General features: G+C 67.8%; 18 protein-coding genes. 7 read left to right on the forward strand and 11 right to left on the reverse strand.

Annotated elements, in window-relative coordinates; all coding sequences use genetic code 11:
- Positions 1 to 33 precede the first annotated feature (33 nt).
- The 4 genes from IP93_RS01865 to IP93_RS01880 all read left to right on the forward strand — a co-directional run bounded on the left by IP93_RS01865 (position 34) and on the right by IP93_RS01880 (position 4,462).
- Entirely contained in the window at positions 34 to 1,281 is a 1,248-nt protein-coding gene (locus tag IP93_RS01865) for an efflux RND transporter periplasmic adaptor subunit (RefSeq protein WP_144811365.1), read from the forward strand.
- A gap of 4 nt (positions 1,282 to 1,285) precedes the next feature.
- Entirely contained in the window at positions 1,286 to 2,026 is a 741-nt protein-coding gene (locus tag IP93_RS01870; RefSeq protein ID WP_242006686.1) for an ABC transporter ATP-binding protein, read from the forward strand.
- Between the two features lie 3 nt (positions 2,027 to 2,029).
- Positions 2,030 to 3,190, forward strand: coding sequence for an ABC transporter permease (locus IP93_RS01875; RefSeq protein WP_144811368.1), 1,161 nt, complete (start codon positions 2,030 to 2,032; stop codon positions 3,188 to 3,190).
- 72 nt (positions 3,191 to 3,262) lie between these two features.
- The gene (locus IP93_RS01880; RefSeq protein ID WP_199747034.1) at positions 3,263 to 4,462 is read left to right on the forward strand and encodes an ABC transporter permease; all 1,200 of its coding nucleotides are present in this window, start codon (positions 3,263 to 3,265) and stop codon (positions 4,460 to 4,462) included.
- 150 nt (positions 4,463 to 4,612) lie between these two features.
- Here IP93_RS01880 and rarD read toward each other — a convergent pair whose 3' ends face one another.
- Positions 4,613 to 5,536: an EamA family transporter RarD gene (gene rarD, locus IP93_RS01885; RefSeq protein WP_144811370.1), complete on the reverse strand. Its 924-nt coding sequence runs from the start codon at positions 5,534 to 5,536 to the stop codon at positions 4,613 to 4,615.
- Positions 5,533 to 6,462, reverse strand: a complete 930-nt coding sequence (yedA, locus tag IP93_RS01890; protein WP_144811372.1) for a drug/metabolite exporter YedA — start codon at positions 6,460 to 6,462, stop codon at positions 5,533 to 5,535. Before yedA ends, rarD begins: the two co-directional genes overlap by 4 nt.
- 210 nt (positions 6,463 to 6,672) lie before the next feature.
- On the opposite strand from yedA, the gene IP93_RS01895 reads away from it, so the two are divergent.
- Positions 6,673 to 7,164 (forward strand): Lrp/AsnC family transcriptional regulator, encoded by a 492-nt coding sequence (locus IP93_RS01895; RefSeq protein WP_144811374.1) that lies wholly within the window; start codon positions 6,673 to 6,675, stop codon positions 7,162 to 7,164.
- A gap of 63 nt (positions 7,165 to 7,227) precedes the next feature.
- Here the strand turns inward: IP93_RS01895 and IP93_RS01900 are convergent, their stop codons facing one another.
- Positions 7,228 to 8,490: a serine hydrolase domain-containing protein gene (locus tag IP93_RS01900; RefSeq protein ID WP_144811375.1), complete on the reverse strand. Its 1,263-nt coding sequence runs from the start codon at positions 8,488 to 8,490 to the stop codon at positions 7,228 to 7,230.
- 125 nt (positions 8,491 to 8,615) lie between these two features.
- On the opposite strand from IP93_RS01900, the gene IP93_RS01905 reads away from it, so the two are divergent.
- A complete protein-coding gene (locus tag IP93_RS01905; protein WP_158636249.1) occupies positions 8,616 to 9,782 on the forward strand; it encodes a lysyl oxidase family protein in 1,167 nt (388 codons plus the stop codon).
- A 135-nt stretch (positions 9,783 to 9,917) separates the two neighbouring features.
- Positions 9,918 to 10,334, forward strand: coding sequence for a hypothetical protein (locus tag IP93_RS01910; RefSeq protein WP_144811379.1), 417 nt, complete (start codon positions 9,918 to 9,920; stop codon positions 10,332 to 10,334).
- 32 nt (positions 10,335 to 10,366) lie between these two features.
- Here the strand turns inward: IP93_RS01910 and IP93_RS01915 are convergent, their stop codons facing one another.
- The 8 genes from IP93_RS01915 to mltB form a co-directional block, all read right to left on the reverse strand.
- Entirely contained in the window at positions 10,367 to 11,242 is an 876-nt protein-coding gene (locus IP93_RS01915; protein WP_144811380.1) for a helix-turn-helix transcriptional regulator, read from the reverse strand.
- A gap of 321 nt (positions 11,243 to 11,563) precedes the next feature.
- Positions 11,564 to 13,741 (reverse strand): carboxy terminal-processing peptidase, encoded by a 2,178-nt coding sequence (locus tag IP93_RS01920; protein WP_144811382.1) that lies wholly within the window; start codon positions 13,739 to 13,741, stop codon positions 11,564 to 11,566.
- A 249-nt stretch (positions 13,742 to 13,990) separates the two neighbouring features.
- Entirely contained in the window at positions 13,991 to 15,001 is a 1,011-nt protein-coding gene (lipA, locus tag IP93_RS01925; RefSeq protein WP_144811384.1) for a lipoyl synthase, read from the reverse strand.
- A 138-nt stretch (positions 15,002 to 15,139) separates the two neighbouring features.
- Positions 15,140 to 15,832, reverse strand: coding sequence for a lipoyl(octanoyl) transferase LipB (gene lipB / locus IP93_RS01930; RefSeq protein WP_144811527.1), 693 nt, complete (start codon positions 15,830 to 15,832; stop codon positions 15,140 to 15,142).
- Positions 15,833 to 15,852: 20 nt separating this feature from the next.
- Entirely contained in the window at positions 15,853 to 16,131 is a 279-nt protein-coding gene (locus tag IP93_RS01935) for a DUF493 family protein (protein WP_144811385.1), read from the reverse strand.
- Between the two features lie 136 nt (positions 16,132 to 16,267).
- On the reverse strand, positions 16,268 to 17,491 hold the full coding sequence (locus tag IP93_RS01940; protein ID WP_144811529.1) for a D-alanyl-D-alanine carboxypeptidase family protein: 1,224 nt from the start codon (positions 17,489 to 17,491) through the stop codon (positions 16,268 to 16,270).
- A gap of 81 nt (positions 17,492 to 17,572) precedes the next feature.
- Positions 17,573 to 18,814, reverse strand: a complete 1,242-nt coding sequence (locus IP93_RS01945; RefSeq protein WP_144811387.1) for a septal ring lytic transglycosylase RlpA family protein — start codon at positions 18,812 to 18,814, stop codon at positions 17,573 to 17,575.
- Positions 18,811 to 19,962 carry a lytic murein transglycosylase B gene (mltB, locus tag IP93_RS01950; RefSeq protein WP_144811389.1) on the reverse strand — a complete coding sequence of 384 codons (1,152 nt, stop codon included), beginning with the start codon at positions 19,960 to 19,962 and terminating at the stop codon, positions 18,811 to 18,813. The genes IP93_RS01945 and mltB overlap by 4 nt, the downstream gene beginning before the upstream one ends.
- Positions 19,963 to 20,049 lie beyond the last annotated feature (87 nt).

The following is a 20,049-nucleotide window of genomic DNA, read 5'->3' on the forward strand; positions in this document are numbered from 1 at the left end:
ACACTGCGCACCATGCCCGTAATGGACGACCGCATGAACCGCCCGCAAGACATGCTGAAGCAGCTACGCATCGAACGCCGTCCCGGCGCAAAGGGCGCCAGGCGCCGCAAGTGGCCGTGGGTTGTCGGCGCGACCATCGCGCTGATCGGCCTGTTCGTGGCGCTGGGCATGAACCGCCCGGTGCCGGTGGAAACCGCCCCCGCGCGCGATGCCGCCGATCCCGCCAACGCCTCGGTGCTCGACGCCTCCGGCTACATCGTCGCGCGGCGCATCGCCACGGTCTCGTCCAAGATCACCGGCAAGGTGCGCGAGGTGCTGATCGAAGAGGGCCAGAAGGTGGAGGAAGGCCAGGTGCTGGCCCGCCTGGACCCGTTGGACGCCGACGCCCAGCGCGAGCTCGCCGGCGCACAACTCGCTGCCACCCGCAGCCAGGCCGCGCAGGTGCAGGCGCAGCTGCGCGAAGCCGAGGCGCAGGCCACGCGCCTGCACGCGCTGGTGCGCGACAAGCTGGTCTCCCGCGCGCAGTACGACCAGGCCATCGCCCAGCGTGACGCCTTGCGTGCGCAACTGGCCAGCGTGCAGCGCAACGCCACCGTCGCCGGCCGCCAGTTGCAGGTGGCCGAGATCGGCGTCGACAACACCGTGGTGCGCGCGCCGTTCGCCGGCGTGGTCACCGCCAAGGCCGCGCAGCCGGGCGAGATCGTGTCGCCCATCTCCGCCGGCGGCGGCTTCACCCGCACCGGCATCGGCACCATCGTCGACATGGATTCACTGGAAGTGCAGGTGGACGTCAACGAGGCCTACATCGGCCGCGTGCAGCCAGGCATGCCGATCGACGCCGTGCTCAATGCCTATCCCGACTGGCGCATCCCCGGCGAGGTCATCGCCATCATCCCCACCGCCGACCGCACCAAGGCCACGGTGAAGGTGCGCATCGCGCTGGCGCAGAAGGACCCGCGCATCGTGCCGGACATGGGCGTGCGCGTGAGCTTCCTGGAGAAAGCCGGCACCAATGCGCCCAAGCCGGTGGGCGTGTGGATTCCGTCGAAGGCCATCGTGTTGCCGGAAGGCACCGATGACAAGGCCGCCGCGCGCGCGAAGACCGGCCACGTGTTTGTCGTAGCGGACGGCAAGGCCACGCAACGCGAGGTGCAGCTGGCCGAAGTGCGTGACGCCGACCGCCACGTCATCGCCGGGCTGAAGCCGAACGAAGCCGTGGCGCTGGAGCCCGCCAAGCTGCGCGATGGCCAGCGCGTGACCACCGCCGCTGACAAGCGTTGACGCCATGCACGCGTCCGATCACGCCGCAATGGGCACGGAAGCCAGCGACCCGCGCCCGTTGGTCCAGATCCGCGACCTGACCAAGACCTACGAACGCGGCAAGGAACGCATCGAGGTGCTGCACCACATCAACCTCGACATCGCGCACGGCGATTTCGTCGCGCTGATGGGGCCGTCCGGCTCGGGCAAGACCACCCTGCTCAACCTGATCGGCGGGTTGGACTCGCCCACCGACGGCGACCTGCGCGTGGACGGCGTGGCCATCGACGACCTGGACGGCGACGCGCTGGCCGCATGGCGCGCCGACACCGTCGGCTTCATCTTCCAGAGCTACAACCTGATGCCGGTGCTGACCGCGCAGAAGAACGTGGAGCTGCCGCTGCTGCTGACCGACATGGGTGCGGCCGAACGCGCGCACCGTGCCGGCATTGCGCTGCAACTGGTCGGCCTCGGCGACCGCGCCAGGCACAAACCCAACGAACTCTCCGGCGGCCAGCAGCAGCGCGTGGCCATCGCCCGCGCGCTGGTGTCCGACCCGCTGCTGCTGATCTGCGACGAACCCACCGGCGACCTGGACCGCAGGACCGCCGACGAGGTGCTGACCCTGCTGCAGCAGCTCAACCGCGACTTCGGCAAGACCATCGTCATGGTCACCCATGACCCCAAGGCGGCCGAATACGCCAAGCACACCGTGCACCTGGACAAGGGCACTTTGGTCGCCGAACCGCTGGATGGCGCGCACTGAGCCATGCTGCGCAAATACGTGCCACTGGTGTGGGGTTCGCTGTTCCGCAAGAAGACGCGGACCGGGTTCACCCTCGCCTCGCTGACCGCGGCGTTCCTGCTGCTGGGGCTGCTGCAGGCGGTGAACTCGCTGTTCAACTCCGGCGCGGATTTCCTTGGCGCCAACCGGCTGATCGTGCAGGCCAAGACCAGCTTCACCCAGCCGTTGCCGATGCGGATGATGCCGCAGCTGGAAGCGGTGCCCGGCGTGGAGCGCGTGGCCACCTCGCAGTTCTTTGGCGGCCAGTACCGCGACGAGCGCGCGGGCTTCCCGCAGTTCGTCGTGCTCCCGCAGCGACTGCGCGACACCTACCCCGAGTGGGTCATGCCCGAAGACCAGTGGCGCGCGTTCGTGTCCACCCAGGACGGGGCCATCATCGGTCGCCAACTCGCGGACAAATACGGCTGGAAGCTGGGCGACATCGTGCCGCTCAACAGCTGGATCTGGACCACCGCCGATGGCGGCCGGATCTGGGAGTGGCGCATCGTCGGCATCTTCGACGGCCGCGACGCCAAGTGGCAGGACCAGGCCAGCATCATGTACCTCAACTACGGCCAGTTCGACGAAGCGCGCAGCAAGGGCGCAAAAGGCCTGGCCGGTGTGTTCATCGTGCGCGTGGCCGATCCGCTGGATTCACCGCGCATTGCGGCGGAGATCGATCGCCGCTTCGCCAATTCCTCCGACGAGACCAAGACCCAGAACGAGCAGGATTTCCAGCTCGGTTTCCTGCGCCAGTTCGGCGATATCGGTTTCATCATGAACGCCATCTCCGGCGCCGTTTTCTTCACCATCCTGATCCTCACCGGCTTCACCATGAGCCAGGCGGTGCGCGAGCGCATCCCGGAGCTGGCCGTACTCAAGTGCCTGGGTTTCACCGACCGCACCGTCCTGTGGCTGGTGCTGGCCGAGGCGTTCCTGCTGTGCGCACTGGGTGCGGCGCTGGGGATGGGGCTGGCCGCGGTCATCACCGCAAACCTGCCACCGGAGTTTCCGCCGCTGCAGCCGGATCGGCGCGTGTGGCTGTTCGTGACTGCGGCCGTGCTGGTGCTGACCGCCGCGGTGGGCCTGCCGCCCGCGCTGCGCGCGATGCGGCTGAAGATCGTCGATGCATTGGCGGGGCGGTGAGATGAACCCCGGCGACCAGCAGCACGCAGGTGGCGCGCACCCCCATGGCATGAGTCCAGCGGGGCGATCACGATGATCGAACTGCCCAACGCCTTTCGCCAGGTGCGCGAGATCGTGTGGATGAACCTGCAAAGCATTCCGCAGCGGTGGGGCGCATCGCTGGTCATCGTGGTTGGCATCGCGGGCGTGGTCGCCGTCCTGGTGGCGATGCTGTCGATGTCCGCCGGCCTCACCCGCACGCTGGGCACCACCGGGCGCGTGGACCGCGCGATCGTGCTGCGCGCCGGCAGCAATGCCGAGCTGTCCAGTTTCCTCGACCGCGCGCTGGTCACCCTGATCAAGCAGGACCCCGCGATCGCCCGTGGCCGCGACGGGCTGCCGCTGGCTTCGGGCGAGATCATCGTCATCACCGAGGTCGCGCGCAAAGGCGAGAGCGGCGGCACCAACGTCACCCTGCGCGGCGTGGAACCCAACGCCTTCGAGCTGCGGCCCGAACTCACGCTGGTGCAGGGACGCCGCTTCCGGCCCGGCCTGCAGGAACTGCTGGTGGGCGTGGCCGCGCAGCGCCAGTTCGCCGGGCTTGAGGTGGGGCGCACGTTGCGTTTCAAGGGCTCCGACTGGCGCATCGTCGGTGTCTTCGAATCCGACGGCGATGGCCACGAGTCCGAACTGTGGGCCGACACCGAATCGGTGCAGAACGCCTTCGACCGCAGCGGCTATTCCTCGGTGCTGGCGCAGATGACCAGCGTGGCAGCCTTCGATGGCTTCCGCGAACGCCTGAAGAACGACCCGCAGCTCACCGTGGACGTGGAACCGGAGCTGGAATATTTCAGCAAGCAGTCCGAGACGCTGACCTTCCTGATCGGCCTGCTGACCAACGTGATCACCGTGATCATGGCCATCGGCGCATTGTTTGGGGCGCTCAACACCATGTACTCGGCGGTGTCGGCACGCACGCGCGAGATCGGCACGCTGCGCGCACTCGGCTTTGGCCGCCTGCCGGTGATCGCCTCGGTGATGGCCGAGGCGCTGGTGCTGGCGGTGGCCGGCGGCCTGCTCGGCGCGCTGCTGGCGTACCTGATGTTCAACGGCTACAGCGTGTCCACGCTGAGTCCCGGCTCGTTCACCCAGGTGGCGTTCAATTTCGCGGTGACGCCGGCCTTGCTGGCACAGGGACTGGCGTGGGCGCTGCTGATCGGTTTCCTCGGCGGGCTTATGCCGGCGTTGCGCGCGGCGCGGATTCCGGTGACCGAGGCGTTGCGCGCAACGTGAGTGCACTGACTGGCGATGGTTCAACGTCACGCTTGATTGCGCTCGCTGCCCGCAGCTAAACGGTGCAGCCGCGCAACCGCCTTATCCGCGCATGCCCCTGCAGACGCCCTTCGGCATGGGCATGCATGCGCCTGCACCCAGCCGCTTGTTTCATTGTTCCAGTGGCGTGGCCGCGGGTGCAACACGCCGGCGCGACTGCCGCCACCCATCCACGGCGAACACCACCAGTCCCAGCCAGATCAGCGCGAAACCGAGCATGCGCTCGCGCGGGAAGGCCTCGCCCAGCACCAGCACGCCCAGCAGCAGCTGCAATGTCGGCGAGATGTACTGCAGCATGCCGACGATGGTGTACGGCACGCGGCGCACGGCGAAGGCGAAACCGATCAGCGGCAACGCCGTCAGTGCACCGCCGAATATCAGCAGCAGGTCGATGCCCAGCCCCCAACCGGACAGGAAATGTCCCTGGCCGGTGACCTCGAACCACACCAGCGCGGCCAACGCCGGCAGGAACAGGTAAGCGCCTTCCACGCCCAGTCCAATGACCGCATCCACCGCGAGGATCTTGCGCAGCAACCCGTACACGGCGAACGACAGCGCCAGGCCCAGCGCGATCCACGGTACCTGCCCCAGCGCGAACGTCAGCCACAGCACGCCGGCAGCGGCCAGGCCCACCGCCACCCACTGCGCCACGTTCAGTCGCTCGCGCAGCACCAGCACGCCCAGCACCACGTTGACCAGCGGGTTGATGTAATAGCCCAGGCTGCCTTCGATCACATGGCCGGCATTCACCGCCCAGATGTACAGGCCCCAGTTGAAGGTGATCAGCACGCTGGTCACGGCCAGTAGTGCCGCGGCGCGCGGACGCGCCTTCACCTTGCGCCACCAGCCGCCGCCCTGCGTGATCACCAGCCACAACGCGACCAGCAACGCGCTCCACACGATCCGGTGCAGCACGATCTGCAGCGACGGCACCGCCTTGAGCAGGTGCCAGTACAGCGGCATCAGCCCCCACAGCACGAAGGAGGCCACCGCGCCCCATAGTCCGGCGCGGTCGATACGGGTGCCCGCGCTCATGCGGCCGGCTCGGATTCGGCGGGCGCTTCCACCGGTTTACCGGCACGCGCCTTGGCCAGGGTGATGATCACCACGCCGACGAGGATCACCGCCATCGCGCCCAGGTCATGCGCGGTGAAGCGCTCGCCCGCCAGCAGCGCACCGAACAGCACCGCGATGGGCGGATTGACGTAGGCGTAGCTGGTGGCCAGCGCGGGGCGCACGTGGTGCAGCAACCAGATGTAGGCGGTGAAGCCGAAGATGGAGCCGGCCACCACCAGGTACAGCATCGCTGCCGTCGCGCCACCCGAAGGCATGCCGTCGAAGCGCTCGCCTGTGAGCGCCGCCGCCGCCAGCATCCAGATGCTGCCGGTGAGCATCTGTCCCGCCGCCGACATGAAGGGGCCGGGCAGGTCCTGGTCGCGGCTCCAGATGGAGCCCCACGCCCACGCGATCGGCGCGATGATCAGGCACACCAGCCCCAGCGTCGACGACGACAGCGCACTGCCCGCATTGAGCCACAACACGCCGAGGAAACCGACCACCAGGCCCACCCACTCGATCCTCGACGGATGGCGCCCGCGCAACATGGAAAACACGCCGGCAAACAGCGGCATCGACGCCACCGCGATCGCCGCCAGACCGGAACCGACCTCGGTCTCGGCCAGGTTCACCAGGCCGTTGGACAACAGCACCATCCAGATCGACAGCACCCACAGCGTGCGCCATTGCCTGCCGGTGGGCCGCGCCTCGCCGCGCGCGCGGAGCACCGCGTACATGATCGCGCCGGCCAGCGCCATGCGGATGGCGCCGAGCAGGAACGGCGGGTAGCTCTCCAGCGCGAAGCGGATCGCGAGGTAGGTGGAGCCCCACAGTACATACACCGACGCCAATGCGAAGGCGATGGCGGCGGGCGACGCGGGGCGGGCGGAAGCGGCATTGCTCATGCAGTGGGGACTCGGGGGAAAGTCGTAGCCGGACCGTCAGCCGCGGAGGCGGCCCCGGTCCGGAGCGGAATGTCGCACACGCCAAACGCGCCGGGGCGGTCGCTCCTGCGAGCCGTCCCCCGGCGCCAATCAGGCGACGAGTGCCGCCAGCGTAGCCGGTACCCACGCACGTCGGTTGAAAATTAATGCGCTGCAGCGCAAAAATCTTGCATGGACTCACTGCCCCCGCTCGACGAGTTCGACCATCGTCTACTCGAACTGCTGCAGCGCGACGCCAGCACCACCCTGACCGCCCTCGGCGAGGCCGTGGGCCTGTCGGCCAGTGCGGTGCAGCGGCGCATCACCCGCTATCGTGCCAGCGGCCTGCTGCGGCAGGTCGGCGTGCTGGACGCGCGCCAGCTGCCCCACGTCACCCTGGCCTCGGTGCTGGTGGCGATGGAGCGCGAGGGCGCCAAGCGCCATGCCGCGTTCACCGCGCGCATGCGCGCCGCCCCCGAAGTGCAGCAATGCTATGTGCTGGCCGGCGACTGGGACTACCTGGTGATCCTGGCCACCACCAGCCTGGCGCACTGCCGCGAGGTGGCCGAGCGGCTGTTCGTGGACGAAGGCACCATCCGCCGTTACGAAACGCGGATGGTGTTCGACGTGGTCAAGGCGGGGTTGCAGTTGCCGACGCGAGTGGCGGGGCGGCGGCGCAGGTGAGCGCAGGATACGTCCGCCGGGCGTCGAGGCACCGCCCCCTGTCGACCCGCCCGCAAGTTCCGGCTAAAGGTCGTTGGACAGCAAGTCGTGTCCGGTGGTCGCCCGCACCACCCGCTGGTGGACGAAAGCCCCACTGCCGCCATTGGTCAGCACCACGATGCCGCGGCCTCGTTGCGCATCGCCGATCGTGAAATTCCTGAAGATGCCGCCGTTGCTGCCCGCGTGGTGGAACACCGGGCCGTAATGGGTCTCCTCGATGTTCCAGCCCAGGCCTTTCTCCGTCCATCGACCGGGGAGCTTGATCTGTGCCGTGAGCATGGCCTGGCGCGAGGCCTCGGTGATCTCCCACGTTGCCCGCTGCCTGCGCGTCATCATCAGGGCCAGGAACGTCGCGTAGTCCCGCGCGGTGGTACGCAGGCTCGCTGCTGCATTGGCGAGGATATCGCCCGGCCACGTCACCAGCCCGGCCGGACCAAGCGCCAGCACCTCGGGCAGCGCGCGCTCGGCATCCTCGTATTTCCACGTAGACAGTGGCTTGCCCCAACGGTCGGCGACCTGTTGGGCGACGCTCCACTGCTCGCGGAACATCTGCCGGAGCATGCCAGCACCCGCCTGGTCGTGTGCACGATGGCCGTACACCGATCGCGCGCCCAGGTCCGGATTCCAGGTGTAGCTGCTGTCCTCCATCCCAGCCGGAACGAACAGATGCGCCTGCATCGATTCGTCCAGGCTCTGGCCGGTGACCGCTTCCACCGCCAGCTGCAGCCAGAAAAAGGCCTCGCCGGAATAGTCGATCCGGGTACCGGGCTTGACCCTGGGCACCAGCTTCTCCGTCATCGGTGACGTGCGCCAGTTCGGCAGCCCGCTGGTATGACGCAGCACATCGCGCGGAGTGACCAGCGCAACCCACGGATGGTCGGCCAGGTACTCAGGGCGCCGGTATTGCACCAGTGGGCGATCCAGGTCGATCAACCCCCGGTCCGCCAACTGCATGACCAGATAGGCGAACACCGGCTTGCTCAGCGAGGCATCCTCGAACACCGTCCGCTCATCCACTGGTGTGCCGGTCAGCGCGTTGGTTACGCCGAAACCGCGACTCCACGCCACAACTCCGTCATCGACCACGGCGATGCCGATACCGGGAACGGCGAATGCCTGCATGATTCCAGGCAGTTGGGCGAGGAACTCGTCACCGGGGATCCAAGAGCTTTCCGCCGTATTGCAGGGTGTCGCCAGCACGCGGCCCCAAGGCAGCGCACCCAATGCCCCAAGCTCAGCAGCGCGGGTAATGAAACGGCGGCGGCCTGGCACGGGACGGAACGGCATGACTGCATTGGATAGGCTTATGCCGGTTACATCAAGTGCATGGGGTCTTTCCTGGTTGACCAGGTCATTGCGGAACTGGACTTCGCCCGGCGTCGCAGTTGCCGATGCGGGTGGCTGGTCGAAGGATGAAGGAGCTCCAGCGTTGTCGCACACGAATACATGACGGCCGCGCCGCGGATTCCGCAACTTCCCCTTTTGAGGAATTGCCGGCGTTGGCCAGCCCTGACAACTTCGGTGGCCAGGAACCTGCCGTCGTCGTTGGAGGTGTTGCCATGAACCCGCATCCTCTTCGCATGCGCGCACCCTGGCGGGCAGCGGCCATCATCGCTCTGGCGTCAGGTGCCGGCGCCGTCGCTGCGCAGACGGCCATGCCCCCGAACCTGGTTCCACGTGGGGCCGGGGCCATCACGTTGACGACCGATTCCGGCAGCCGTTCCACGCTGCGATTCAGCACCACCAGCTGGAACGCCGGTGTCGGACCGCTGGAGCTTGCCGCCGGCGACGTTGAAACCGGCTCGGGCAAACTGCAGGTGTACCAGGTCGTGTACCAGACCAGCGGCCCTCCGGACCTGCGCTTCGCGGGCGCCTTCGAGTACCACCCCGCGCACGAGCACATGCACTTCAACGACTTCGCGCTGTACACGCTGCAGCCGGTCAATGCCCCTGGCGGATCGTCGCGAACCGGCGTCAAGACGACGTTCTGCGTGATGGACACGACTCCGATCAACCTGGGATTGCCAGGCGCTCCCGGGCGCGCGTTCTACACGCAATGCGGGCGCGACCTGCAAGGAATTTCGGTCGGGTGGGGCGATACCTACGGCGCCCACCTCGCCGGACAGGAGATCGACTTCACCGGCAATGCCGACGGCATCTACCAACTGAAAATCGAAGTGGATCCCAAGAAGGTGCTGCTCGAGACCAATGAAAACGACAACGTGTCGTGCGTGCTGCTCAGCATCAGGAAGCCGAGCACCGCCACCGTGCTCGACAGCAGTGGCCAATGCTCATCGGTCGCATCGATCACCCCGAGTTCGACGCGCACGGGCACCACCGTACAGGTCGCCATCACCGGATACGGATTCGCTCCGGGCATGGGCGTCACCTTTGACGGCGGCACCGGTCCCCGGCCAGTGGCCAGCAACGTGCAACTGGCCTCGGACACTGAAACGGTAGATCTGATCACGGCGACTGTGACGGTGCCGTACAAGAAACAGCCCGGCAAGCGTCCAGTATGGAGCGTGCGTGTCGGCGGCGGCGGTGTCCTGGCCAACGCGTTCACGGTCACCCCGTAGCAGACCAACCACTTTGGCGATTCCGGCTGTGGCACCGTGCGGCCGGGATCGGATAGACACACGGGCATCGAGTCATGGCAAGCGCGCCCAACGGGATCCGACGCCGGATCAACAAAACCAGGAAAGGAGAGTGAAATGATTGGCCTGACCAAGAAGTCACTGACAATTGCTGCACTGGGTCTGAGCGGGGCACTGGCGGCAGGTGTCGTCTGTGCCGGCGAGACAAAGCCGCCACCGGAAAAACTGCTGCTGTGCCATAACATCGGCGGGCCACGGGACCTGGGCGCCAACTGTGAAGCCACCGGCAACTGCTCGGTCGCCCTGGAAGGCGGTGGTTCAATCATCCTGACCGCGAACCAGTTCCTTGGGATCGTGATCGGCGCCAGTGACACGGCCGCCGCCGCCCATCTCGCCCATGGCGATGGCTGGGTCGAGGAGCTCTTCGATCCGCCGTTGCACCTGGCATCGGTCATCGGTCCGCATCAAGCATCCAATGTTGACTGCCTTGCGACGCGGGAAACGACCACGCAGGAACCCGAACCCGGCAACTGACCGGGCCGCGGTTGAATGAGCGGGGCCTGCCACTACTGACGAGGGCAGGCCCCCTCGACTGGGCTGGATCGCGAAGACAATGACGACTTGAGGATGACCTGGGCACGACGGCGCACGCCCAGCTTGGCGAAGACGCTCTTCAGGTGCTTCTTGACCGTGTCTTCCATGACCCCGAGCTCGCGCGCAATCTCCTTGTTGCTGCACCCCCGACGCAATCGCGCAACGACCTGGAGTTCCCTCCGCGTCAGCGTGGCCATGGCGTTGGGACTGGCTGGAACGACTGATTCGTCCGCGCAAGCGAGCCCCAAGGGCCAGCTCGGATCGCTGATGACCTTGGCCATCAACCAGCGCGACAGCCACAGTTCCCCCCTGCTGACGGCATGGACCGCCTTGAGGCGGATAGCTGGCGGACTTGTCGCCGGCAGGAGCCCGTGGAACCGGTGGCGCAGCACGCCGGTGACCGCGTGATGACACGCGTGCTCCACCACGAGCAGCACGCGCACATGAGGATTGCAGTGCATCCATCGCAGCGACACGGCGTCAAGACGGTCCAGCAACGCCCTGTCGAGCAGCAGCACCTGGGGATGATGCTGTTTCAGGCAGGTCAACAAGCGAGTCGCGTCGGCGACCGCCTCACCCTTGATCTCGATGTCGAACTCGTTCTCCAAACCAGACCTCCACGCCAAGGCCATGGCCTTGTGCGCGAAGGCGATCATTACCGTGATCGATGCCGGTGCCTCCGCGAACTCTGCTGGATGGAACGGTACCGAATTAGCGGCTTCGCCCGACCACACGCCACGTTCCTGTTCTGCATGCATCGTCATTGTCCTGTTGTGCGCTGCGTCTGGTGAAGCCGCGCGCGTGCACGAACCAACCACACGACAAACGCCGGAATCGACGTCAGCCAAGCGGAAGGATGTGCGCTGCCGAACCTGGCCGGCGGAGCCTGCGAGTTCCCTCACGCTTAACAACGCGCGTTGCAGTGACGGTCGGACTGCATCCCCCGGTTGGGTGACCTGGCGTCACTTGTTGCCCGGGGCTGCCGACGCGTGCGGCCGGCATGCCGCACCATCGCCGCGCGCGGGCCGGAAGGGTACAGCTCCTCGCGAAAGTGCGGTTCCAATTCGAGGAGCGCATACCCCCAAATGAAAAAGGCGGCCCCAAGGCCGCCAATCTCTCTTCCGACAAGCTTCACCCAAGCTCGGCCAGGCCGCCAGCCACAGGCTCGCTCAATCCGCCCAATGCCCCCGCACGTTCGCCGTCGGCAGCACCACCGCCGACAGCTTGTCGTCGCCGTTGAGCAGCCGCACCGCATCGGCCAGGATCGCCGCCGACTCGCGCAGCAGCGGATCCGGGCGGCTTTCGGCCAGCTTCTCGCGCGCGGCATCCTTGGCGATGTCGCGCTCGCTGGCAGCCAAACCGTCGTCCGCCACGTCGTCGGCCAGCGGATCCAGTGCCAGGCCCAGGGCCTTGCGCTGCTCCTGGCGCTGTTTGCGCTTGGCCTCGTTGCGGTCACGCTCGGCGCGGCGCTCGGCCTCGTTGAGCGACACGGTTTTCCTGGCGCGCTCGGCCTTGAACTGCGCCACGTCCTCGGACCACCACTGGTACTCCTTGCTATCGGCCACGCGCTTGTCGTGCAGCACGCGCAGCTTGGGCAGCAGCGGTTCGAAGTTGCCGTAACGGGTGTGCGGCACCGCGGCGATGCGCGTCCACGGCAGCGCGTTGTCGTAGGTACTCTCGCCAAACTCGCTGGCGTCCACCGACGCCGGGAACGCGATGTCCGGCTCCACGCCCTTGTGCTGGGTCGAGCTGCCGTTGACGCGGAAGAACTGGGCGATCGTCAGCTTGACCTGGCCAAAGCGCGCGGTCTCATTGGCCGGCCAGCGGTCCAGGTCCACCAGGTTCTGCACGGTGCCCTTGCCGAAGGTGGTCTCGCCGATGACCAGGCCGCGCCCATAGTCCTGCATCGCGCCTGCGAAGATCTCCGACGCCGACGCCGAGCCGCGGTTGATCAGCACCGCCAGCGGGCCTTCCCACGCGATGCCGGCATCGCTGTCGGACTCCACGCTCACCCGGCCGCCAGATTCGCGCACCTGCACCACCGGTCCACGGTCGATGAACAGGCCGGTCAACTCGATCGCCTCGGTCAGCGAGCCGCCGCCGTTGTTGCGCAGATCCAGCACCACGCCATCGACCTTCTCGCCCCTCAGCCTGACCAGCAGCTTGGCCACGTCACGGGTGGCCGAGGCGTAGTCGCCATTGTTGCGGCGACGGCCTTCGAAGTCCTGGTAGAAGCCCGGCAGCTTGATCACGCCGACGCGCTTGGCCGGCGCCTGGCCCGCCGCGGGGATGGTGATGACCTCGGACTTGGCGGCCTGGTCTTCCAGCCGCACCTTGTCGCGCACCAGCACCACGCGCACCGGCTGGCTGTCCAGGTCGGCTTCGGTCGGGATCACGTCCAGGCGCACCTTGGTGCCCTTCTTGCCGCGGATCTTGGCGACCACGTCGTCGATGCGCCAGCCGATCACGTCGTCCATCGGCCCGCTATCGCCCTGGCCCACGCCGACGATGCGGTCACCGGCCTTGAGCTTGCCCGACTTGCCGGCCGGGCCGCCGACCACGATCTCGCGGATCGCGACCACGTCATCCTGCCTCTGCAGCACCGCGCCGATGCCCTCCAGCGACAACGACATCGACAGGTTGAAGTTGTCGGCCGAACGCGGGGTGAAGTAATCGGTGTGCGGATCGACCGAGTTGGCGTAGCTGTTGACGTAGGTCTGGAAGATGTCCTCGCCCTTCAACTCGGCGATGCCCTTGCCCAGGTTCTCGTAACGCTTGTCCAGCGTCTTGCGGATCTCGTCGGGTTTCTTGCCGGCCAGCTTCAGCCGCAGCCAGTCGTTGCGCACCGACTGCTTCCACAGCGCGTCCAGCGCGGCCTTGTCGGCGGCCCACGGCGCATCCTCGCGGTCGTAGGCGAAGCTGTCGTTGCCGGTGAAATCGAAGATGTCCTGCTTCAACAACGCGCGCGCATGGGCCACGCGTGCGTCGACGCGCTGGCGATACACCGCGAACATCGCATAGGCCGGCGCCATGTCGCCACGCTTGAAGCCATCATCCAGCCTGGTCTTGTAGGCATCGAACTTGCCGATGTCCTGTGCGGTGAAAAACTGCTTGCCCGGGTCCAGCGCTTCCAGGTAGCGCTTGTACATGTCGGCCGACAGCGCGTCGTCCAGCGCCTTGGGCCGGTAGGCGTAGCGGCTGTCGGACAGCAGCCCGTACACCAGCTTGGCGGCGGTGGCCTGGTCGGCGGTGGGAGCGGTCGGCAGCGCGGTGCTGCTGTCGGCACGGGCCACCAGCACCAGGGGCGTGGCCAGCAACAATGCGAGCAGGGTCTTCTTGGCAGTCATCGGCAAGCTTCTATGGCCGCTGGCGGCCGGAACCTGGGTGGGGGAAGGCATGTCTAGGATGGTCCACGCTGTGACCACCCCACAGTGCCGAAAGTTGCGATCGGTGTCATCCGACCTTGCCTCAAAAACCAACGCCCCGGAACGCTTGGGGCGGCCGGTGGGGAGTGGAGGTTCAGGTTGGTGCCGGCAACGATCCACCCGGCATACCCCCTGTCACGCCCCCTGCAGCGGACTGCCCGGCGGTGGCCATCATGCGGTGGCGACACCCGCCTCCTTGGCCGAGCGGTCCGCGTGGTACGACGAGCGCACCAGCGGCCCGGACGCCACGTGGCTGAAGCCCAGCTCGTAGCCGTAGACCTCCAGCGCCTTGTACTCGTCCGGGGTCCAGTAGCGCAGCACGGGGTGGTGGTGCGCCGACGGCTGGAGGTACTGGCCGATGGTGACCATGTCCACATCGTGCGCGCGCAGGTCGCGTAACGTGGCCTGCACCTGCTCCATGGTCTCGCCCAGGCCCAGCATGATGCCGCTCTTGGTGGTCACGTCCGGGTGCTGCGCCTTGAACTTCTGCAGCAGGGTCAGCGACCACTGGTAGTCCGCGCCCGGGCGCACGTTGCGGTACAGGTCGGGCACGGTCTCGATGTTGTGGTTGAACACGTCCGGCGGATTCACGGCCAGTATCTCCAGCGCGCGCTCCATGCGGCCCTTGCCGCGGAAGTCGGGCGTGAGGATCTCGATTTTGGTGCTGGGGGTGAACTCGCGGATCGCGGTGATGCAGTCGACGAAGTGGCCGGCGCCGCCGTCGCGCAGGTCGTCGCGGTCCACGCTGGTGACCACCACGTACTTCAGGCCCATGTCCTTCACCGTCTGCGCCAGCTTCAGCGGCTCGGCGGCATCGGGCGGCTTCGGGCGGCCGTGGGCCACATCGCAGAAGCTGCAGCGGCGGGTGCAGACCTCGCCCAGGATCATGAACGTGGCGGTGCCGTGGCCGAAGCACTCGTGGATGTTGGGGCAGCTGGCCTCCTCGCACACGGTGACCAGGCGGTTCTCGCGCAGCTTTTCCTTGAGCTTCTGCACCGAGTTGCCCGAGGGAATGCGCACGCGGATCCATGAGGGCTTGCGCAGCACCGGCGCGTCGGCGAACTGCACCGGCGAGCGGTTGATCTTGTCGCCGGCCAGCTGCTTCACGCCCGGTTCGAGCGATGCGGGGGCGTCACCGCCCACGACTGCGAGCGGGATGGACTTGGGCGAGGTGTCGGTCATTGCTGCTGCGGTGTCTCTGCGGATGGCCGCGAGGCGCGGCCGGGGCGGATGGCCGCGCAAGGCGTGGCCGGGGCGGAGGCCACGAGGGGCATGGCCGGGCCGGGCGCGTCCGCCGGTCGGGGCGCGCTCGCGAAGGGGTCAGCCGAACGACGGCGGCGCGGCGGGTTGGACCGTCAGCCCGAACAATCGGGCGATGTGGCCGACCAGCACCGGCTTGACCGCGTCCAAGCCGGACGGGCCGCCCAAGTCTACCATTGACGTCACCGCCATCCCCGCGTAGCCGCAGGGGTTGATCCGCCGGAACGGTTCCAGGTCCATGGCGATGTTGAACGCCAGCCCGTGGAAGGTGCGACCGTTGCGCACGCGGATGCCCAGTGCGCCGATCTTGGCCCCGTTCACGTACACGCCGGGGGCCCCGTCCAGGCGGCGGGCCTCGATGTTCCAGTCGGCCAGGGTGTCGATGATGGCCTGCTCGATGCGGCAGACGTACTCCTTCACCCCGACCTTGAGCCGTTTCAGGTCCAGCAGCGGGTACAGCACGATCTGGCCGGGGCCGTGGTAGGTGACCTGGCCGCCGCGGTCCACGTGGATCACCGGGATGTCGCCGGGCATCAGCACGTGCTCGGGCTTGCCGGCCTGGCCGAGGGTGAACACCGGGTCGTGCTCGACCAGCCACAGCTCGTCCGGGGTGTCGGCGGTGCGGGCATCGGTGAAGGCCTGCATGGCGCGCCACACCGGCTCGTAGGGCTGGCGGCCGAGGTCGCACAGGCGTGCGACTGGTATGGCGCCCTCGCCCGCTTCCACCGGAAGGGCCAGCGCGCAGGCGACCATCCCGGGGACGGACGCCTCGTTCACAGCGTCCACTTCACTTCCGGGTGGTCGCGCAGCAACTGGTGGGCGCGGTCGTACTCTTCGCGGCTGTCCACGGTGAAGCTGATCCGCACCGAGACGTAGCGGCCGTTGCTGGAGTGCTTCCAGGTCACGGTTTCCTGCACGACGTCCACGCCGGCGTCCATCAGCAGGTTGGGCAGCACGGTCTCCAGGTCCTTTTCGGCGGCGCCCATGGCGCTGACTTCGAAGGTGCCGGGGAACTGGAAGCCGTGGTCGGGGTTGTCGGATTTGATTTCCATGGCGGGATTATGGGTGCGGGGGGCGTTAATCCCAAGGCAAGGGCGGTGGCTGTGCGGCACGGAGGCGGAGGGCGGGGGCAGAAACGACAAAGCCGGCTTTCGCCGGCTTCGTCTGGAGCAACGGGTGTTCGGTGCCTCAGTCGGCGTACCACCACATCAGCAGTTCGTGCCACAGGCGCTTGAAGAAGCCGGCCTGCTCGACGGCGTTGAGCGCCACCAGCGGGCGCTGGGCCACGACCTTGCCGTCCAGCAGGACCTTCACGGTGCCGATGGCCTGGCCCTTCCTGATCGGGGCCACCAGCGACTTGGGCACGTCCATGGTCGGCTTGAGCTGGTCGTACTTGCCGCGCGGGATGGTCACCAGCATGGGTTCGGCCACGCCCAGCTGCACTTCGTTGACCTGGCCCTTCCAGACCTTCTGCTGGGCGACCTGCTTGCCGGCGTCGTACAGCTTGTGGGTCTCGTAGAAACGGAAGCCCCAGTTGAGCAGGGCCAGGCTGTCGCTGGCGCGCTGTGCTTCGGAGGTGGAGCCCATCACCACCGAGATCAGGCGCTGGTCGCCGCGCTTGGCCGAGGCCATCAGGCAGTAGCCGGCACCCGAGGTATGGCCGGTCTTGATGCCGTCGACGGTGCTGTCGCGCCACAGCAGCAGGTTGCGGTTGGGCTGGGTGATCGGACCAACGGTGAACTCCTTGATCTTGTTGTAGGAGTACGCCTTGGGAAAGTCGTGGATCAGCGCGCGGCCGAGCATGGCCAGGTCGCGGGCGGTGGACACGTGGCCCTCGGCCGGCAGGCCATGCGGGTTCACGAAGTGGCTGTCCTTCATGCCGATGCGCTTGGCATACATGTTCATCAGCTGGGCGAAGGCGTCGGTGCTGCCGGCCACGTGCTCGGCCAGCGCGATGGCGGCGTCGTTGCCCGACTGCACCACCATGCCCTTCTCCATCTGCTCCAGCGGCGCGGTCTTGTTGACCTCGAAGCCGGAGTAGCTGCCGTCGGTGCCCGCGCCGCCCTGGCGCCAGGCGTTCTCCGACATCATCACCTGGTCGGTTTCCTTGACCTTGCCGCCGGCGATCTCGGCGGCGATGACGTAGCTGGTCATCACCTTGGTGATGCTGGCCGGCTCGAGCGGGGTGTCGTAGTTCTCACCCGCGAGTACGTTGCCGCTGACGGCATCGACCAGGATCCAGGCCGTGCCGGTGATCGCCGGCGGCGGCGGCACGGGCAGGTCGCCGCTCAGCGCGCGTGCCGGCGCCGGGCCGGGCGTGGACGGTGCCTGCTGGGCCACGGCCAGGCCGACGGCGAAGGTGGCGAGGGCCGCCACCGCGAACCCCCGCAGGGCGTTCACGCCAGTGGTCATGCGGTCACGGGGGGAGAAGCGGACTTTCATCGTTGAACGGCTCCGGAGGGCCGGGGGCATCCGGCCAGGTGAACAGGAATTCTAGTCGTGCACGAACTGCGGCTGGCCAAAGCCCAGGCCGACCAGGCGGCTGCTGAGCTCGGAGGCGGCGCTGGCCGCCAGCGGGCCCACCCGCAGGCGCCACACGTTGCGCCCGCTGGCGCTGCCGTCATGCAGGCGGGCATCGGCGATGCCGGCACCGCGCAGCAGGTCCAGCGCGCGGTCGGCGTTGCCCCGCGTGGCGAAGCTGGCCACCTGCAATGTCACCGTGCCGGTCGATGGCGCGGCGGCGGCAACCGCCTTGGCCACCTGGGCCGGTGACGGCGCAGCCGGCGTGGCTGCGGCCGGGGTCGCTTGCGCGGCGACATCGGAAACGGCGGCGACGGCTTCGGTGCCGCCCTTGCCGGCGCCAGTGCCAGTGCCGCCGTCGGATTTCGTCGTCACGGCGCGCGGCTTGCCGGTGGCCACGGTCAGGCGACGCGACGTCATCCACGCATCGAACTCGTTGGCCGTCATCGGCTTGCCATCCTGGCGCATGTCGAAGCGCTGCTCGGTGCCGCCCGCCGCCACCAGCCGGTCCATCGCGCTGGACCGGTTTCCACGGGACGGTGCGCTGGCCAGGCGGGTGTCGCCGTCGGGGGTCAGCGCACGCACTTCCACCCGGCCGGTGCCGCGCTGGGTGATGCCCAGCTTGACCGCCGCGGCATAGCTCAGGTCGATGATGCGGCCGGCATGGAACGGACCGCGGTCATTGACGCGCACCACCACCGACTTGCCGTTGTCGAGGTTGGTGACACGGGCAAAGCTGGGCAGCGGCAGCGACTTGTGCGCGGCGGTGAAGGCGTACATGTCGTACACCTCCAGGTTGGACGTGCGGCGGCCATGGAACTTCTGGCCGTAGTACGACGCGGTACCTTCCTCCACGTAACCACCGGCTTCTTCCAGCACGCGGTACTGCTTGCCCAGCACGGTGTAGGTGGAACGGTTGCCGGCACGCGAGCGCGGCTCATCCACCACATCCGGCTCGGGGATGGCATCCACGTCGGGCACATGGTCGGGGGTGGTGTCGGCCACCCCCGGCTTGTACAGGCCACCGGCCACGTAATCGCCACGCGTGCCGGGGTCTTCCTGGGCGGGTGCGTAGGGCGAGACCTTCTTCGGCGGCGCGTGGTGACGACCCGCGGCAGGTGCCGTGGCGGTAGCGACCGGGGGCGACGACTTCTTCGGTGCGCTGGCACAGGCGACCAGGCCCAACGCCATCGCGACGGCGAGCAGCCACCTCATGCGCCCGGTTGCCCTTCGACCGCGACGGCGAGCGGGTTCTCACGCCCGGCCACCGCTTCGGACAGCTGGTACACCGCCATCGCGTAGTGCTTGGAGATGTTGTAGCGGGTGATGGCGTGGAAGTTGCGGAAGCCGAACCAGTATTCCGGCCCGCTGACGCCGTCGAACTTCAGCACGGTGGCGGCCTTCACGCCCGGCACGTCCACCAGCGGGCGGAAGCCGCGTGCGGCCAGCTCGGCCATCGGAATCACCGGCTCCAGCGATTCCGGCTCGATGTCGCGGGCATTCCCGGCCCGGTTGGCGCGCACGGTAACCGGTGCGCCGCGCACCCAGCCGCCCTTCTTCACGAAATAGTTGGCGATGGAGGCAAACACGTCGTCTGTGCTGCCGAACAGGTCGCGCTTGCCGTCACCATTGCCGTCCACCGCATACTCGCGGTAGCTGGACGGCATGAACTGGCCCCAGCCCATCGCGCCGGCGTAGCTGCCGGTCAGCGTGGTGATGTCCAGCCCGGTTTCCTTGCCCAGCGCGAACAACTGCGCCAGTTCGCCGCGGAAGAACGCCTCGCGGCGGTTCTCGCGGTCGGCCTTGGCCGGGTCGCCGCTGCGCGGGTAGGCGAAGGCCAGCGTGTACAGCGCGTCCACCACCGGGTACTTGCCCATGTTGGCGCCGAAACTGGTTTCCACGCCGATGATCGAGACGATGATCTCGGCCGGCACGCCGTACTGCGCCTGCACCCGCGCCAGCGCGTCACCGTGGGTGGCGAGGAACGCCTTGCCGCCGTCGATGCGCGCCTGGGTGATGAAGATGGGGCGGTAGTCGCGCCAGGGCTTGGTCTCGGCCGGGCGCGACATCGCGGCGATGATCGGCTCGCGGATCCGCGCGCTTGCCAGCACCGACTCGATGTACGCCGCATCCACGCCGTACTTGGCGGCAGTGTCACGCACGAACGCCGCCCTGGCCTCGGCCAGCGGCATCGCCGGCAGCGGAGGCGGCAGGGGGTCGGTGCCGGGGGTTGCGGTGGCGGGCACCGCGGATGGGGCGGACCGGGTGGCGCCCGGGGTCGACGGCACCTGCGTGGCACAGGCCGCCAGCACGAGCGGGAGCACGCAGAGCGCGGTCCGCCGGGTGAGGTCGGTTCTACTCATCGCGGCGAGGGTAACACGCGAAAGTTGGGGCAAAAAACCACGAAAATTGACGCTCCTGAATGCGCCAGTCAGGTTCGCGGCCGACTG

It is taken from the genome of Aerolutibacter ruishenii, assembly GCF_007830115.1.
GTDB lineage: Bacteria > Pseudomonadota > Gammaproteobacteria > Xanthomonadales > Xanthomonadaceae > Aerolutibacter > Aerolutibacter ruishenii.